This is a genomic window from Mucilaginibacter yixingensis, assembly GCF_041080815.1.
Taxonomy (GTDB): Bacteria; Bacteroidota; Bacteroidia; order Sphingobacteriales; family Sphingobacteriaceae; genus Mucilaginibacter; species Mucilaginibacter yixingensis.
The window spans coordinates 1417183-1435065 of record NZ_CP160205.1; the positions used below are offsets into that span (position 1 = coordinate 1417183).

14 protein-coding genes are annotated in these 17883 nt (G+C 47.1%); 12 read left to right on the forward strand and 2 right to left on the reverse strand.

The features are described 5' to 3' along the window. Window positions 1–71 precede the first annotated feature (71 nt). From ABZR88_RS05815 to ABZR88_RS05865, 11 genes are all read left to right on the forward strand, one after another. Window positions 72–1076: a hypothetical protein gene (locus tag ABZR88_RS05815; protein ID WP_146166519.1), complete on the forward strand. Its 1005-nt coding sequence runs from the start codon at window positions 72–74 to the stop codon at window positions 1074–1076. Between the two features lie 30 nt (window positions 1077–1106). After that, window positions 1107–2279 (forward strand): metallophosphoesterase, encoded by a 1173-nt coding sequence (locus ABZR88_RS05820; protein WP_107828356.1) that lies wholly within the window; start codon window positions 1107–1109, stop codon window positions 2277–2279. A gap of 252 nt (window positions 2280–2531) precedes the next feature. Next, complete coding sequence (locus ABZR88_RS05825) at window positions 2532–5654, forward strand: SusC/RagA family TonB-linked outer membrane protein (RefSeq protein WP_211309789.1); 3123 nt, start codon at window positions 2532–2534, stop codon at window positions 5652–5654. An 11-nt stretch (window positions 5655–5665) separates the two neighbouring features. After that, entirely contained in the window at window positions 5666–7240 is a 1575-nt protein-coding gene (locus ABZR88_RS05830) for a SusD/RagB family nutrient-binding outer membrane lipoprotein (protein ID WP_107828354.1), read from the forward strand. 11 nt (window positions 7241–7251) lie between these two features. Then, the gene (locus ABZR88_RS05835) at window positions 7252–8196 is read left to right on the forward strand and encodes a DUF4397 domain-containing protein (RefSeq protein WP_107828353.1); all 945 of its coding nucleotides are present in this window, start codon (window positions 7252–7254) and stop codon (window positions 8194–8196) included. A 172-nt stretch (window positions 8197–8368) separates the two neighbouring features. Next, the gene (locus ABZR88_RS05840; RefSeq protein ID WP_107828352.1) at window positions 8369–9418 is read left to right on the forward strand and encodes an aldehyde reductase; all 1050 of its coding nucleotides are present in this window, start codon (window positions 8369–8371) and stop codon (window positions 9416–9418) included. Window positions 9419–9436: 18 nt separating this feature from the next. Continuing rightward, window positions 9437–10222, forward strand: coding sequence for an AraC family transcriptional regulator (locus ABZR88_RS05845; RefSeq protein WP_107828351.1), 786 nt, complete (start codon window positions 9437–9439; stop codon window positions 10220–10222). Between the two features lie 149 nt (window positions 10223–10371). Further along, window positions 10372–11664, forward strand: coding sequence for a nucleoside hydrolase-like domain-containing protein (locus tag ABZR88_RS05850; RefSeq protein ID WP_107828350.1), 1293 nt, complete (start codon window positions 10372–10374; stop codon window positions 11662–11664). Window positions 11665–11843: 179 nt separating this feature from the next. Next, window positions 11844–12221 (forward strand): hypothetical protein, encoded by a 378-nt coding sequence (locus ABZR88_RS05855; protein ID WP_107828349.1) that lies wholly within the window; start codon window positions 11844–11846, stop codon window positions 12219–12221. Window positions 12222–12314: 93 nt separating this feature from the next. Continuing rightward, on the forward strand, window positions 12315–14777 hold the full coding sequence (gene galB / locus ABZR88_RS05860) for a beta-galactosidase GalB (RefSeq protein ID WP_107828348.1): 2463 nt from the start codon (window positions 12315–12317) through the stop codon (window positions 14775–14777). Window positions 14778–14857: 80 nt separating this feature from the next. After that, window positions 14858–15565 carry a GDSL-type esterase/lipase family protein gene (locus tag ABZR88_RS05865; protein ID WP_107828347.1) on the forward strand — a complete coding sequence of 236 codons (708 nt, stop codon included), beginning with the start codon at window positions 14858–14860 and terminating at the stop codon, window positions 15563–15565. Between the two features lie 146 nt (window positions 15566–15711). Here the strand turns inward: ABZR88_RS05865 and ABZR88_RS05870 are convergent, their stop codons facing one another. Next, window positions 15712–15933, reverse strand: coding sequence for a DUF2905 domain-containing protein (locus tag ABZR88_RS05870; RefSeq protein WP_107828346.1), 222 nt, complete (start codon window positions 15931–15933; stop codon window positions 15712–15714). 144 nt (window positions 15934–16077) lie between these two features. Between ABZR88_RS05870 and ABZR88_RS05875 the strand changes: the two genes are divergently transcribed. Next, a complete protein-coding gene (locus tag ABZR88_RS05875; RefSeq protein ID WP_107828345.1) occupies window positions 16078–16476 on the forward strand; it encodes a cupin domain-containing protein in 399 nt (132 codons plus the stop codon). A gap of 63 nt (window positions 16477–16539) precedes the next feature. Here the strand turns inward: ABZR88_RS05875 and ABZR88_RS05880 are convergent, their stop codons facing one another. Continuing rightward, complete coding sequence (locus ABZR88_RS05880; protein WP_107828344.1) at window positions 16540–17700, reverse strand: glycoside hydrolase family 27 protein; 1161 nt, start codon at window positions 17698–17700, stop codon at window positions 16540–16542. Window positions 17701–17883: the final 183 nt, after the last annotated feature.

Below are 17883 nucleotides of genomic sequence, written 5' to 3' on the forward strand. Positions count from 1 at the left end.
AAATGGTTTTGCATGGGTATATTATTTTCAGAGAGCAGGCATTTAAGGCCTGTTCTTTTTATACCTTCCTTATGAAAGCATATCTACTTTCAACCCTTGCGGTGGCAGCGCTTTTATCGGCCCAGAGCTGTAAAAAATCTGCCGATGTTATAGCGCCAATCAAGGATACTACCAAGACGGTTACCCCTCCGCCTGTAGATAATCCGCCGCCGGTAAACATTCCGTCGGCTAGTTATAATTTGGCCCTTCTTAGTAATACAACTGCTTTTGAAACTACGCCGGTAGTTTCGGTGATGGCTAATCAAACGCACGATGAGCTTTCTGGCTTGGCCGCCGGGCATAAAAATCCGGGGTTGTTGTACACGCACGAGGATAGCGGTAATGCTAACGAGGTGTATGTAACCAATGCCAAAGGCGATGATTTGGGCAAGATTGTATTAGATGGTGTATATAACCGCGATTGGGAGGATATAGAATGCGGTCCTGGCCCTGATGCCGGCAAGAACTACATCTACGTAGCCGAAATTGGTGATAACGATGCGGCTTATCGTTCGGTATCGGTTTACCGTTTTGAAGAACCTGATCTGACAGGCGCCAACGCCCAAACCGTTGTGCACGTAACACCACAAACCCTGCAGTTTGTATATCCAACCGGTGCCGTAAATGCCGAAACGCTGATGCTCGATCCGCAGACTAAAGATCTTTACATTGCTACCAAACAGCCAAGTAAAAGCACACTTTACGTAGCACGTTATCCGCAATCAACCACTACAACTACTACACTTACGCCGTTGGCCAATTTTCCGTTTGACTTGCTAACCGCCGGCGATATTTCGCCCGATGGCAGCGAGATCTTGCTGCGTAATACTGGTCAGATCTGGTATTGGAAACGGCAGACTGGCGAAGATGTAGTAACCACCCTGCTGCGCAGCCCGCTGGACGCGCCATACGGACAGAATGAGCACCAGGGCGAGAGCGTTTGTTTTGCCAGTGATGCCGGTGGCTATTTCACGGTATCTGAAACCAAAAAGTATCCGGGAGATAAATCCCAGCTTTCTTTCTACAAAAGAAAATAGAACTCGAAACCTATAAAAGCTTATAACACGATGCTAAACCTGAAAAACATTTTAGTACTGGCCGCTGCTGCGCTTTTTGTGCTGCCGGGCTGTAAAAAAAATGATGATAACCAACAGGACGATCAATCGCCTGTGCACATCCTCCTTACTTCTGATGCACATTACGGTATTACCCGCCCGGCTTTCCGTGGCGCTACTACTGTTGATGCGCACACCACCAACGCGGCCATGATTGCCAGTATGAATACATTGCCTGGTGTTACTGTACCAAACGACGGCGGTTTTGAAGCCGGCCAGAAAATTAACTATGTTGACTACATGATCCAGACTGGTGATGTTGCCAACCGTATGGAGGTTAGCGCTAAAGTACAGCTGGCCTCAACCTCATGGGATCAGTTTAATACCGATTACCTGCAAGGCCTTACCGTAAAAGGTAAAGGCGGCAACAAGGCTAATATTTATATAGTGCCGGGTAACCACGATGTATCTAACACCATTGGTTACTATGCTACCATGTCGCCAACAACAGATGCTACCTCTTTAGCCAACCTATATAATAGAGCGTTTTTACCGGCTGTTCCAAAAACTGCGGCTACGCTTAACTATGCTACAGACCGCGTTAACTATTCAAGAGACATTGCCGGTGTTCACTTTTGCTTTATGCAAATGTGGCCAGACTCAACCGTGCGTATCTGGTTAAACAGCGATCTGCAAAAAGTGAGCTCAACTACCCCGGTAGTTTTTGTTTGTCATGACCAGCCTGCAGTTGTTGCTAACCATTTTACCAATCCTAATGGCAACCACGGTATAAACGGCACCGATAAATTTGATAACGTGCTTGATGAAGTTTACAAGGATGGCAAACTTTCTACCGGTGTCTCTACTATCGAGCAGCGTAATATGGTAGCTTTCCTGAAACAACATCCTAACGTTAAAGCCTGGTTGCACGGCCACGTGCATGAGAGCCGTTTCTACACCTATACAGGTGTTGATAACGACGTACAGATTGGTACGGTGAGTATTGACTCGCCAATGAAAGGCCTGGTTTCTGCTGCAGATGAAACTAAACTGTGTTATGATTACGCCGTGCTCGATCCGAAAAGCATGACACTTACTGTGCGTGAGTGTTTCTGGAATACTGTTCCAACTAACCCCAATACAGCTATCCAGTGGGGCGCCCCGTATACCATCAAACTGAAATAACAAACCTTTTCATACTCACAAGCAAGCGCAGCGTAGGGGAACCCACGCTGCGCTTCTTTTTTATAGTGGCCGTTGTAGCTAAATACAATCTTCTTTATTTGATTTTGCTCAATTGGTATTAATCACAAATTAAATTCGTTGTTTTTATATCCTCGTAGGTTTAAAATTTTAATAACGTGTTAATCTCAAAATTTTTTTAAAACAATTTAAACAACAGATTGCTTTACAGATGATTAACTAAACAAACCATATATGAGGAAAAATCTACTCTTTTTCTTCATGCTAACTTGTTGCTGGTGTTTTTACGCTCAGGCACAGGTAACAAGGGTTACCGGTAGGGTAACCGCGGCAGAAGACGGCACACCCATGCCCGGGGTAACCGTAAAAATCAAAGGCACAACAACAGGAACACAAACAGACGGCAACGGTGTTTACCGCATTGCCGCCAAAACAGGGCAGCTAATTGTGTTCTCGTTTATTGGCAGCGTTGCTCAAGAACGCACCGTAGGCACAGAAACCACTATTAACGTTCAGCTAAAAACAGAAGCCCAGAACCTGCAGGAGGTAGTGGTAACTGGTTTTGGCGTTAAGCAGGAAAAACGTGCACTAACATCATCCACCCAAACCATTAGCGGCACGGCGGTTGCCCAAACTCAGCGCGAAAACTTTGTGAACGCTTTGCAGGGGCGCATTGCCGGTGCTAACGTAACCAGTACCAGCGGTAACCCCGGTGCCTCGTCATCCATTGTGTTGCGTGGTATTACGTCTATTGGCGGCAGTAACCAGCCGTTGTTTGTGGTAGATGGTATCCGCGTAAGTAATGATGCGCTGAGCCAGAGCCAACTGGCATCCAACGGTGATAACCGCCGCGAAGATTTTACCAATCGTATTGCCGATATCAATCCTGATGATATCGAAAGCATCACCGTACTGAAAGGCGCAGATGCGGCCGCGGTGTACGGATCAGACGCTGCGGGTGGCGCCATTGTTATCACCACTAAAAAAGGTGCGGCAGGAGCGGGCGCTATATCTTATAACAACACCTTCAGCTTCTCTAATGCTTACCGTTTTCCGCAAATTCAAAAGGTTTACGGACCCGGCACCAACGGCTATCTTGATCCTACGGTTCGCACAGCTTTCGGTCCGGCTTATGCGCCCGGTACGCAGACTTATGACAACCTGAAAAACTATTTCCAGACCGGTATTAGTCAGGTACATGATCTCTCGCTGGAAGGCGGGACCGATCAGGCTACCTATCGTGTATCTACCGAGTATCGCCATACAGGCGGTATTATGCCGGCTGCTTATAATGATAAGTTTTCCCTGCGCTTGGCCGGATCAGCAAAGCTGGCACCTAAGCTAACCAGCAGCGCCAGTTTCAACTATTTCAATATTGATAACCGCAAGCTGAACAAAGGCAACTCGGGTAACTTTATTAACGCCCTCTCATGGCCAACTAATGACGATGTGCGCAATTATGTAAATCCGGATGGTAGCCGCCGTACACTATTGCCAGCCAAGCTAACCAACGTGGTAACCGACGCCACCATTGACTATGACAACCCGATCTGGGATGCCATGAACAACATCAGCAGAGATAAAACCAACCGTGTGCTGGGTAATTTTGATTTGTCTTATGATCCGGTTAAATGGTTAAACTTACGGGCATTGTTTGGGCTGGATTTTTACTCAACCAGCGGCAATAACTTTTTGAGTCAATACAGTTCATCGTATCAAAATGCTATCTCTAATACTTTTGCCTCAACAAATGGTATTTCAACCGGCGGTATTATTGATAATTACGTTGATAACAACCTGGTGCTCAATGGCTCATTCTTCGGTACATTGAAGCATGATTTTGGTGATTTTAAGGCTACCCTGGCACTCGGTACCGAAATCTACTCCGGTAAAGATATTACCAACGGCCAGTACGGAGAGCGTTTCCTTCAGCCCGATTTTAATACCATTAACAACACCACACCAACCACGCAGCGCAACACCAGCTTTTTGTCTGAAACGCGCCGCATTGGCCAGATTGCCCGCCTGAATGTAACCTGGAAAGACATGGTAACCGTAAACGCATCGGCACGGAATGATTATTCATCACGTTTGGCGGGTACTACTAAAGACTCTTATTTCTACCCATCGGCAGGTGTGGGCTTCATCTTTACAGAGTTGCCATCGTTTAAAGAAAGCAAGGTGCTCTCTTACGGTAAGGTGCGCTTCTCTTATGCAGGTGTGGGTAAAGATCCGTTTGCACCCTATAAAATTAAGTCGAGCGTTATACAGCAATCAACCACCGGCGGTGGGTTTGCGTATGATGTTACCGGTAACAATCCAAACCTAAAGCCCGAGAAAGATTACCAGATGGAACTGGGTACCGAACTGCAGTTTTTCGGCGGACGTTTTGGTGCCGAGATTAACTTGTACGAGTATCGAGCCACCAACCAGATCTTTGATCCGCGTATCAGCTACGGCTCGGGTTATGTGCTGGAACTGGTTAACGGCGGCGAGATCAGGAACCGCGGTATTGAGGTGCAGCTAACAGCCACTGCCATTAAAAGCAGAGATTTTAACTGGAAACCTTTCCTCAACTTTACGCTTAACCGCGGCAAGGTGCTCAACCTGGGCGATTTGCCAGAGTATTACAACTCTGATACCTGGTTGTATGCCAACGCCCGCGCCAGCTTGTTCCCCGGCAGCAGCTTAACCAACATTGCAACTTATGATTATGCCCGTAATAACAAAGGCCAGATATTGATTGACCCAACCAGCGGTCTGCCGGTATCTAACGGCACATTTGTAACCGAGGGCGACAGGCAGCCGCAGTTTACCATTGGCCTGGGTAATGATTTTAATTATAAATCGTTCCGTCTGTCGTTCCTGTTGGATATTCGTAAAGGAGGCGATGTGTTTAACGGTAACGAGTTGTTCCTGACCCGTTACGGATTGAGTGCACGCACGCTGAACCGGCAAACACCTGTCATTATTCCGGGAGTGTTAAAAGATGGTAACGAAAATTCGGCCACACCAACGGCCAATACTATACAGGTTACACCTTATTATCAGCAAACGTATTACACCACAGCTATCGAGTCTGATTTTGTGGAGCACAATATCAACTGGATCCGCTTGCGCGATGTAACGCTGAGTTACCAGTTCCCGCAGTCAATACTGGCTAAACAGAAGGTTATCAAATCACTGGGGATTTTTGTTACCGGGACTGATCTGTTCCTGATTACCAATTATTCCGGTGCAGATCCTGATGTGAACGGTAACAACGCCTCTACACGCGGTTCAGGTGCCGCAGGGTTTGATTATGGTACCGCTGCAACGCCACGCACCATATCGTTCGGACTGAGTGTGAAACTATAAAGATTTTGGACATGAAAAAACTCATATACATCTTCATTACACTCCTGGCGATAGGTTTGCTAGGCAGTTGTAAGAAATTTGTGGATGTCAACACCAATCCCAATGCGCCTACGGTTGTTGACGCATCTACGCTGCTGCCGCCTATACAGGCAGGCATGGCGCGCGGCATTTGGTTTGATAGCCGATATATTGGCCAGTACGCACAGATCTGGGGCTCTAACGTTGCCAACAATGTTTGGGACGAGCACGGCTATTTACCCGGTACAGACTCTGGCGGCGAAATGTGGCGTACCATCTATTTTAGTCTTGGTCAAAACATTACGCTGATGGTGCAGGATGCTACCGACCATAGCAAGCCCGATTATATTGCCGTATCCTGGGCCCTTCGTGCCTGGGGCTGGCAGTACGGTTTGGAGCTTTATAACAACATGATTGTTCAGGAAGCTTATGACCCAACCAAGCTGACTTTTGACTATGACACGCCCGACTACGTGAACGCCGAAGTGGTAAAAGACTGTCGCCTGGCGCTGCAGTATTTTGCCCAGGCCAAAGCCGATGGGCAAACCATCTCGCCGGTTCTGGCCAAAGGTGATTATATGTATTACGGCAATCGCGATCAGTGGATTAAATTCGTTTACTCCATTATGGCCCAGAACGCGCTTAACCTAACTAACAAAGCCAGTTTCTCGGCAGATTCTGTAAAGAAATATGTTGATCTTTCTTTTACCAGCAATGCCGATAATGCCAGTGTACAGTGTACCGGCAGTTCCTCTACCGATGCCAACTTCTGGGGGCCTACACGTGGTAACCTGGCCGGTTTCCGCCAGTCAGACTATATCGTTAAACTTTTGGATGGCCGCATCCTGGCAGGCTCAGCCACGCAGGATCTGACTGCCGACCCACGCTTGCCATTATTGTTGATGGTTAGTAAAGACGGTGCTTATCGTGGTGTAATTCCGCCGCTGGGTGATCCAAACTCTGCCGATCCTAATACGTTGATCCCTGCTTTTGTGGGGGCCACCACTGCAAACTCGGGAACGGCATCTGCTAAATATCTCTTTAACGATAATGCACGAGGCGTTTTTATGACCTACCCCGTGCTGCAGTTTATGGCAGCAGAAGCCATGTATAAAAAAGGCGATCTGCAAACAGCCTACAATTACTACCGGAGTGGCGTAGCTGCAGCGTTGGATTTTGCGTCTAATCCACCGATAGGCAACGCGCTGGTGGGCTCGCAGAAATACATCTCGGCCGCTGCGCAAACTGCTTATCTAAATGGTCTGAGCGTAAGGCAGTCGTCCAGCACATTGAAATTGAGCGATATTTTGCAGCAAAAGTTTATCGCCATGTTTTTATGGAACCCGATAGAGGCCTGGTCTGACGAGCGTAGGTATCATTATGATGCTACCGTTTTTCAAGGTTACAACAAGCCGGGGACACTGTATCCGGACAACGCAGGTAAACTGGTTTACCGCATGCGCCCGCGCTATAATTCAGAGTATATCTGGAACATACCGGCATTGAAAGCCATCGGCGCGTTAGACCCCGATTATCATACCAAAGAACCCTGGTTTATCCAACCTTAATTTAAGCAACCATGAAAACATCAACATACATATATTTCGGTTTGCTGTTGACAGTAATGGCAGGCTGTAAAAAAGGTACCATCACGCAGGTGGGCGATCCGGCCGGCGGCGCACTCATCAAGTTTGTGCACGCAGCCCCGGGCTCTCCGGCAATAGATGGTTTTGTAAACAATACCAAAATTACGCCATTGACCAACGTTTCTGTGACTGATAACCAGGTGGCTACATCAATAGCAACGGGTATTTCCTACAGCTACCTTGGTTCAGCCACCACCTATCTTGGCTTATTTCCGTCAAGCAACTATGCGGCTGTGCCGGCTGGCAGCACGGTTATAAAAGTAGTGGTATCCACCCCGGTACCGGCATTGAAAAGTCCGCAAACATCGGCAGTTGGTACCAACACGTCGGTAACGCAGAGCACCACCTCGGGCAGTGCTTATTCGGTCTTTGCCATTGGTTTGCCGGGCTCTGCCACAGCGCCGCTGGGCATTAAAGTGGTAGAAGATAAGTTCCCGGCGGCAGAAAGCGGCAAGGCCTATGTTCGTTTTGCTCATCTGATACCCAACGGTGGCGCGGTGGATGTAAAAGCTTTCCACACTCCTACGGGCGTTACCAAAGTAGATACGGCAGCCACCAATACCAACGTAGCGTACGGAACGGTTACAGATTTTGTTGCCGTTAATGTAAACCCAACCAGTACCACCAATTACACATTTCAGATGTTTCTTACCGGAACAACCACTAAGTTGGGGCCTATATCTGGCGCGGTGCCGTTGGCCCCCGGCAGGTATTATACCATATTGGCCAGAGGGTTGGCGGCTGATTATCCGGTGCCGGGTACAAGTATCACCCTCAAAGCTACCGCAAGGCCAACTTTGCCGGTAACCGACCCAAATACCAAGCTGCCCGAGATTTATTTTAACCCCATCAGCGTGGTTTATTATACCAATAAATAGTAAGAACCCGATCACGATAAACCCAAGGGCCTGTACGCTAATGCGTGCAGGCTTTTTTATGGATTGTTTAGACGTATGTAATAGCGCGACTTTTAAACAAAGTACATTGCGCCTTTTTAACAAAACAGCCGGTCCCTTTTAAGCCGAATTTTGCTTCATCAAACAAATACAGATGAACACAAATTCAAATACCGAAAAATTAGTACTGGTAACCGGCGGTGCAGGTTTTATAGCTGCGCATTGTATCATTCAATTGCTAAACGCGGGTTATAACGTAAGGGCAACACTGCGTAACCTAAACCGCATAGCAGAGGTGAAAGCCATGCTGAAGGAGGGCGGCGCAGTTGCCGATGATGATCGTTTAACCTTCATCCAGGCCGATCTTTCCGCTGATACCAACTGGGCCGAAGCGGTTAGTGGCTGCACTTATGTATTACATGTAGCATCGCCAACACCCATAAAAGATTATAAGCATGAGGACGAAATGATTATCCCCGCCAGAGAAGGTGTATTGCGCGTGTTGCGTGCGGCCAGAGAGGCCGGTGTAAAACGTGTGGTACTCACATCGGCTATTGGTGCCGTGGTTTACGGTCACCCGAATCAAAAAGAGCCTTTTGACGAAACCACGTGGACTAACGTCGATAGTAACGCACCGGCTTACCAAAAATCAAAAACCCTTGCAGAACGGGCCGCCTGGGAGTTTATTGAAAAAGAAGGTAACGGATTAGAACTTGCCGCCGTTAACCCTGTAGGCGTGATGGGCCCGGTTTTAGGCGCTGATTATTCGCATTCTATACACGTTATCAAAAACCTGCTGACCGGCAAAATGGCCGGATGCCCTAAAATAAACTCAGGTTTTGTTGATGTGCGCGATGTGGCCGATCTGCACCTTCGTGCTATGATTAACCCTGCCGCCAGCAGTCAGCGTTTTATTGCCACCGCAGGCGAGAGCATCTGGATGGTAGATGTAGCCCGGATTTTGAAAGAAAACCTGGGTGAGGCTGCTGCTAAAGTGAATGCAAAAGAATTGCCCAGCATGTTGCTGCGTGTTGTTGCTTTAAAAGATCCTACCGTAAAGGCTATCATCCCATTATTGGGTAGGGTGATGAACGTAACCAGTGCCAAAGCTATCAAAACACTGGGTTGGTCGCCGCGTTCTACGGCAGAATCTATTTTGGCAACGGCTGAAAGCCTGATACGCTTGAATCTGCTCGACCAATAATTATTTAACTTTACACCAATGGAAGTAGCCGAAGTATTTGTTTCCTGCAAGAAGGAGGCTCATTATAGCCGCGAACTGGTGCTGGCACAGCCCGCACTGGTGCGGGTGCTCTCTGGCGAGATGAGAATTGTAGCGGCCGACCGCACTTTTCAGTTTTTTGCAGGCGATACCATCTTGCTGCAACGCAATCAATTGGGACGGATGAGCAAACTGCCTTTAAACGGAGAGCCCTGTGTGGCTATATCGTTGCTTTTCCGTAAAGAACGGTTGCAGCACTACTATAGCTCAAACAAAATTACGGTTCAGGCTAATCTGCGTCGCGAGCCCATCATGTTTCAGGAACATCCGTTATTGAAAAGTCTGTTCAATTCATTAACGCCTTATTTTGAGCTGGCTGACAAGCTGCCGCAAGATATTGCCGCTTTTAAAGTTGACGAGGCCATTAGGGTGCTGCGTGCTATTGACCCGGAGGTAGACGGTATACTTGGCCACTTTGAAGAGCCGGGCAAACTGGATCTGGTAGATTTTATGGAGCACAACTATATGTTCAATCTCCCGCTGGAAAAGTTTGGCTACCTGACCGGCAGAAGTTTAACCACCTTTAAGAAAGATTTTAAAACAGCCTTTAAAATTACGCCGGGCAGGTGGCTAACTCAAAAGCGCCTGGAACTAGCGCATTACCAGATTTTTGAGAATAAGAGAAGGCCATCTGAGGTTTACCTGGATACGGGTTTTGAAGATTTATCGCACTTCTCGTTTGCTTTTAAGAAGCATTTTGGGTATAACCCAACTGAACGGGGTTAGGTTAAAACTTTTTTCCATTTCAACTACAAAAAGTTCCGTATTCATCAGGCTAATCAATATTTTTTTCACCCTCATCTAAGGAATTTACCTTTGACGGTTGTCCTATCATCAGTAACCAATTAACTAATTCCTCAAGAATTTATCAGTCTATGAAAAAAATAGCCCTGCTTGCCTTTCTTTTTGCTTTTCCTGCTGCACTGATGGCCCAGAAGCCCGTGCCGGTTAAGCCTCGTATCCTTATCAGTACAGATATTGGCGGTACCGATCCGGATGATAACCAATCGATGGCGCATTTCCTGATGTACAGCAACTTGTTTAATACCGAGGGGTTGGTGTCATCACCATCATACGGCGCCGGCAGCAAGCAGAATATTTTGACGATGATTGATCTGTATGAGAAAGATCTGCCTAAACTGCAGCAGCATGCCAAAGGCTATCCAACGCCCGATGCGTTGCGTGCTATCTGCAAGCAAGGCCGCCATGGTTTGGTTCCTTATGTTGGCTATGCTACCCCCACAGAAGGTTCAGACTGGATTATTAAATGTGCCAAAAAGAAAAGTGATCAGCCGCTATGGGTATTAGTTTGGGGCGGATTGGATGACGTGGCCCAAGCCCTGCATGATGCACCTGAAATTCAGACTAAAATAAAGGTGTACTGGATTGGTGGCCCTAATAAAAAATGGGGGGTGAATGGTTACGCTTACATTGCAAAAAACTTCCCTAAGCTGTGGTTTATAGAAGATAACGGCTCATACAACGGTTTCTTCTCAGACGGCGATGACAAGGAAACACTGCGGGATAAAAACTACTACGATGAATACATCAAGGGTAACGGTTATTTGGGCAAAGACTTTAAAAAGTATTACGGCGGCTCAGTAAAAATGGGCGATACCCCGTCGTTACTGTATATGATGGACGGCGATCCGGCCAATCCGTTTAAAGAGAGTTGGGGCGGCAGCTTTGTGAAGTTTAACCACAGTCCGCGATTTGTGTTTAACCGCAATACTACAACTGCAGATACCGTGACCGTATACTCGGTAATGGAGCTGCATTTTAAAGGCCCGGTGGTAAATAATATCCCGGCAGATTCAGTTTGCTTTACGCTAACCATGCACGCCAAAATTGGCGAGCAGAAATGGCCCGGCTACTACCTGGGCAACGGCCAATACGCCATCAAGTACTCACCTAAACAAACCGAAACATTGAGCTATAAGATCACTTCGCCAATCCCTGGTTTTACAGAACAAAGCGGCGAGTTTGTAGTGAACAACATGTGGCCTGGCAAAAACAGTAAGGACGACTATCAGCTTGGTATCAATTGGTACACAGATCGCCCGGATGCCAGCCTGTTTTACGGCATTCAGCAAGGTGCCCGCACGGTATCAAAATGGCGCTCGGATGTGCTGATGGACTGGGCCAAAAGATGGGCCTGGTTGCAATAGGTGATTTTTTATAGCGTCATTGCGAGGAACGAAGCAATCTCTGTACAGGACAGCCTGAGCGCATATTCGCTTTGCATCCGCAGAGATTGCTTCGTTCCTCGCAATGACGTCTTTGTAAACAATAATTGAATCCCCGGCACAAACATAATAGTTGCAGTGGTTATTTTATCTTTGCCTTTATGACCAGCTTTGAAGTAAAACCCAACGCTTTGCCTCAATCCAATGAGGATATGACCGCCTACCTGAACAACCTGTTCACGCCCGATAGCAAGCCTTATGCTGAGCTGGCTTACGAGGTGCAGCACGAGTTTCGTTACGGTGGCTCGCCTGATGTTAGGCGCATGGTTTTAGATCGGGTAAACTATAATCCGGCAACCGGCGCAGGCAGTTTCCGTGTGGTGCTGGATATTGATTTTGCTTTTTGCTGCGAGGATTTACGCACCGTAAAGCGCGACCAGACATCAGAATGGACTTTTCAGGTTGATGCGGCAAACGCGTCGATCAGTTTCAGCGGCTCTCCTTATGCGGAAGAGCGGAGTACAGGCGACGAGTTCTAAAGGAAAAGCGCAATTCAATAATTGTTTATTTTACAGTAATTGATGTGGTAATTGAGTATTTTCGGGCTCAAACCAAATTTAGAGAACCAATTCATGTTTACCCGAAAACAATCCTTCAAAACGGCTTTATGCTGCCTGCTTATTTTAGGTTGTGCCAGCATTACACAAGCCCAGCGCAAAGAATACCTGCTGCAAAAGGGCTGGAAATTTACCAAAGGCGATCAGCAGAACGCCCAATCATCAGACTATAACGATAACGCCTGGCAACCGGTAACCGTACCGCATGACTGGGCCATTTATGGCCCGTTTGGGTCATCCATCGACCAGCAAAAGGTGCAGGTAGTGCAAAACGGCGAGAAAGAGGCCTCTGTAAAATCTGGCAGAACCGGCGGTTTGCCTTTTATTGGTACCGGCTGGTATCGCCTAAAATTCCGCGCTCCTGAGTTTTCAGAAGGCAAAAATGCTTCCATTGTTTTTGATGGTGCCATGAGCCATGCCCAGGTTTATGTGAACGGGCAGGAGGTAGGCGCCTGGCCTTATGGTTATGATTCGTTTCATTTTGATATTACCAAATACCTGAAACCCGGTGCAGAAAATACCCTGGCCGTGCGATTGGAAAATTTCCCTGAGTCGTCTCGCTGGTACCCGGGTGCGGGTCTTTACCGTAATGTGCATTTGATTATTGCAGAGAACGCGCATATCCCGGTTTGGGGTACTTATGTTACCACACCGGTTATTGAAAAAGAGTTTGCCAAAGTGCACATTAAAACCAATGTGGAGTTTATAAGCGATAAATATCAGCCGTTGAAACTGGTAACCCTGATTAAAGATGCACAGGGCAAACAAGTATCAGAAACATCATCAGACTTGACGCCGACAGATCAAAATGCTTTTGATCAGAACCTGGTAGTTAGCAAGCCGGAACTATGGTCGCCAGAAACACCGGTTCTATATACCGCTGTTTCTAAGTTATACCAAAATGGCAAACAGGTTGATGAATACACCACCCGTTTCGGTTTTCGCACTATTGCTGTCGAACCCGGTAAAGGCTTTATACTGAACGGACAGGTGCGCAAGTTTAAAGGCGTTTGTAATCACCATGATTTAGGTCCGCTGGGTGCAGCTATCAACAAAGCCGCCCTGCGTCGTCAAATCACATTACTGAAAGATATGGGTTGCGATGCTATCCGCACCTCGCACAATATGCCGGCCCCTGAGTTGGTGGAACTGTGCGACGAGATGGGCATTATGCTGATGGTTGAAGCCTTTGACGAATGGAAAACGCCAAAAGTAAAGAACGGTTACAGCAAACTGTTTGATGAGTGGGCCGAAAAAGATGTGGTGAATATGATTCACCGCGATCGTAATCATCCATCGGTAATTATGTGGAGCATCGGCAACGAGGTGCCAGATCAATCGGCTAAAGGAGGTAATAAAATTGCCAAATGGCTCACCTCCATCTGTCACCGTGAAGATCCAACCCGTCCGGTAACCGCCGGTATGGATAGGATTGACGCCGCCATTAATAACAACTTTGCTTCGGTACTGGATATCCCAGGCTTTAACTATAAACCGGCCCGCTATGAGGAGGCTGACGGTAAACTGCCGCAGGGCTTTATTTTGGGTAGCGAAACGGCGTCAACTGTAAGCTCAAGGGGCGTTTACAAGTTCCCGGCAGAACCAGTTAAACAGAAGATGTATGACGATAACCAAAGCTCATCTTATGATGTGGAGTATTGCACCTGGTCAACCCTGCCAGATGATGAGTTTGCCAAGCAAGACGATCTGAAATACGTAATTGGCGAGTTTGTGTGGACCGGATTTGACTACCTGGGCGAGCCAACGCCGTATGATTCTAAATGGCCGTCACACAGTTCGTATTTCGGTATTATTGATCTGGCGGGTATCCCTAAAGATCGTTTCTACCTGTACCGCAGTCGCTGGAATACTAACAGCCCAACGCTGCACATCCTGCCGCATTGGACATGGCCCGGTCGGGAGGGACAGGTTACGCCTGTATACGTGTATACCAGCTACCCAAGCGCCGAGCTGTTTGTTAACGGCAAAAGCATGGGCAAACAAAGCAAAAACCCGGCTGACAGATTGGGGCGTTACCGCCTGATGTGGAACGATGTAAAATATCAGCCAGGATCAATTAAAGTGGTAGCTTATGACGCCAATGGTAAGGCCGTAGCCGATCAGACTGTTAAAACAGCAGGTAAACCAAACCACGTAGAACTTACGGTAGACCGCAAGCAGATTGATGCCGATGGTAAAGACCTGGCTTACGTAACGGCTCGTGTTTGCGATGCGGCCGGTAATACCTGTCCGGATGCAACCAACTTGCTGGAGTTTAAAGTTACCGGTGCGGGCCATTTCAGAGCTATTGCCAATGGCGATGCTACCAACACCCAGTCATTCCAACAGCCACAAATGAACGCATTTAGCGGTATGCTGGTAGGCACAGTGGAGTCTGGTGAAGGTGCGGGTAAAATCCAGGTATCGGTTTCGGGTAAAGGGTTAAAAGCTGGCGTAATAGGTATTGATGCTAAGTAATTAAAATGATATAAAATAAAAAGGGATGGAGCGTTATATTTATCGCGAGATATCTCCATCCCATTTATACCTATACAGTTATGATCAAATCCCTTATTAAATGCTTTATTGGCGTAGCCATGTTAACCAGTACAACCGCCTTTGCGCAAAGTACACCGATGTCTGATAAAAAGCTGAACATCTTAACCCTGGGCGATAGCAACGGTTCGTTCCCGCATAGCTGGCCGGTGCAAATTAAACTGGCGCTGCCAAATTCAGAGGTGTTTAACATCAGTAAATCTGGCCGTACCGTTGGTTTTGTGAACAATGGCGACACCACGCTGAATGCTCTGATGATTATTGACGAGAGCCTGAAAAAAGCCGCCGAGCATACCGGAGATAAACCTTATGATTTTGTGGTAATTGACCTGGGCACTAACGACGGTAAAGCCGTATTTGCCGATAAGCAAAGTGAAGTACCGGCTAATTACGAGAAGCTGATTAAAACCATCCAAGGTAGCATCTATAGCGTAATCAATCATGCTAAGATTGTCATCATTTCGCCAACTCCCTATGGCAGTAAAGCTGAAGGAACCGAGAAATATGCGGGTGGCAGCGCAAGGGTAAAAGCCATGAGCATTGCCTTTGAGAAAATTGCCAAAAAATACCATTGCCTGTTTGTAAACGGACTAAAAATTGAAGGCCTGGATATTGAAAGCCAAACCGCCGACGGCCTGCACCTGGATGCTACTGCATCGCGCAAGCTAATTGAGCCGGTGGTTACTGCCATGCTGGCTGCTAAAAAGTAATAAAATCAGTATAACCTCAAGCTGTCATCCTGAACAATAGTGAAGGATCTTTTCGATTATGTATCCCAACAGGTTCGTTCCGAAAAGATCTCTCCCGTTGGTCGGGATGACAGCTTTCTTATTTGTTGCCTTTTATTGTCCGCCTTTTATTTCAACCACTGCACAATCTTCGAAATCAAAAAGATCAGCAGGTTAAGAAGTATTAGCGTGGTTAGCGGGAAGTAAAAGTTAAAATTTTCGCGCTCGATGCGGATGTCGCCGGGCAGGTGGCCAATCCATTTCAGGTTGTTACCGAAGAAATAGAAAATGATACCGGCCAGCAGTACAACGCCGCCAATAACAATGAGGTATTTGCCAATATCTGTCATGATGTAAGCTTGCGCTAAGAAAGCAAAATATATACAACCGGCAAAGCGAATTATGGTACCGGTAAAGGTTCATTTCAATAAACATCTTGCACACATTTAAGCAAACAATTGTTTAGCTTAGAATGGTAAGTAAACATCAACACTATGGAAATTAAACGCATTGGCACACAGGCTTCAGGCAATGGCCCCGCAGAATATTTTACAGGTTCAGTACGGATTGATCCGCTTAATTCGCCGCCAGATCCGGCTCGTGTGGCTATGGCCCTGGTTACGTTTGAGCCGGGGGCACGTACGGCCTGGCACACACATCCACTAGGTCAAACGCTTATTGTAACCTCGGGTTGCGGTTGGGTACAACGCGAGGGCGGCCCGGTGCAAGAGATTCACCCAGGTGATGTGGTGTGGTTTGAACCGGACGAGAAACACTGGCACGGTGCCACCGCTACCACTGCTATGAGCCACATTGCCGTGCAGGAAAAACAAAACGGCTCGCCGGTTGACTGGCTGGAGCATGTGACAGATGAGCAGTATCATCTGCAATAAGCTATAAATACAAGAGAGGCGCTTTGATTAAAGCGCCTCTCTTGTTTGAAACGGGATACGATATTAAACGGTCTTCAATACTATTATACCATGCTTAGGGATATCAAACCTGCGTAACGCGCCTGCTTTACCCAGTTTTTTATGCAGCCATAAATCGCGCAGCTCTGTGTTATTGCTGAGGCCCGCTTTATCGGCAGAAAAGTCATAAGTGGCATCGTTATCACCACGGTTCATAATGGCTATTGCTTTGGCGTTTTTGCCGGCCAGTTGTTTTACCCAAATTTCTATATTGGCATCTTTTAAAACCCGGGTGGCCTGTTTAAAAGCCTTATCCTGGTTAAGGGCAATCAGTTCCTTGTTAGTCAGTATATCAATAGTTTGGCGACTCATGCTGCGCAGATCATTGCCGGCCAGCAGAGGTGAATTGAGCATACACCACATAGAGAAATGAGTTTTATCTTCATCATAACTCATGCCGCGGCCCACTTGCAGCATATCCATATCATTATAATGCCCGGGCGATGCATATTTGTACAGATCGGCATCCAGATCGATGATGTGCAGGATGGAAGAAAACTTGGCCGAAATATCACCCGATACCCGCCATGAGTCGGCCTGTTTAATGGCCCATTCACCCGGGAACTGCCAGCGGCAAATGTTAAAAACAATGTTGGTGTCAATAGCTTTTACCGCTTTTATAATTGGGGTGTATGCGGTTTGTTCGTCCAGTTTCATGCGTTCGCCGCCGCACCAGTCTACCTTTAAAAAGTCAAAGCCCCATTCTTTAAAAAACAGGTTGCAATCCTGGTCAATATGCCCGTAAATGCCCGAGCCGGTGCCGTTAGGATCCTTGTCATAATAAGAGCCGCAGGTATTGTTGCCGGCATCGGTATAAATGCCTGCTTTTAACTTTTTGCTATGGATGTAATCGGCCAGTGCCTTCATGCCCGAAGGAAACTTGGCGGTGTTTACCAGCAGTTTGCCGTCTTTATCGCGACCGCCAAAATAGCCATCGTCAATATTAACAAAGCGATAGCCTGCAGCATATAAGCCCGATGAAACCATGGCATCGGCCTGTTCCCGCAGCATTTTCTCATCAATATTAACACGGAAGTTGTTCCAACTGCTCCAGCCCATAATGGGGGCTTTTACCTGGGCATGCAAGGTGCTGACAGACAGGATAAGTCCCGTTAAAAGACTTGCAGATAGTTTTAATCTGAACATAGGTTACGTAATGGATTTAAGGTGTATAATTTGGTTCGGCTAAAAATACAACCTGTGGCGTATAGTTATGACATCGCAAAAAAAAGCAATCGATATCATCGCAAAAAAAAGGGCGCTTGTCGCTTATTTTAACGTAATGGTCTATTCCGTTTCGGTACTTGGGTAAAGCTTACTAATTTGAGG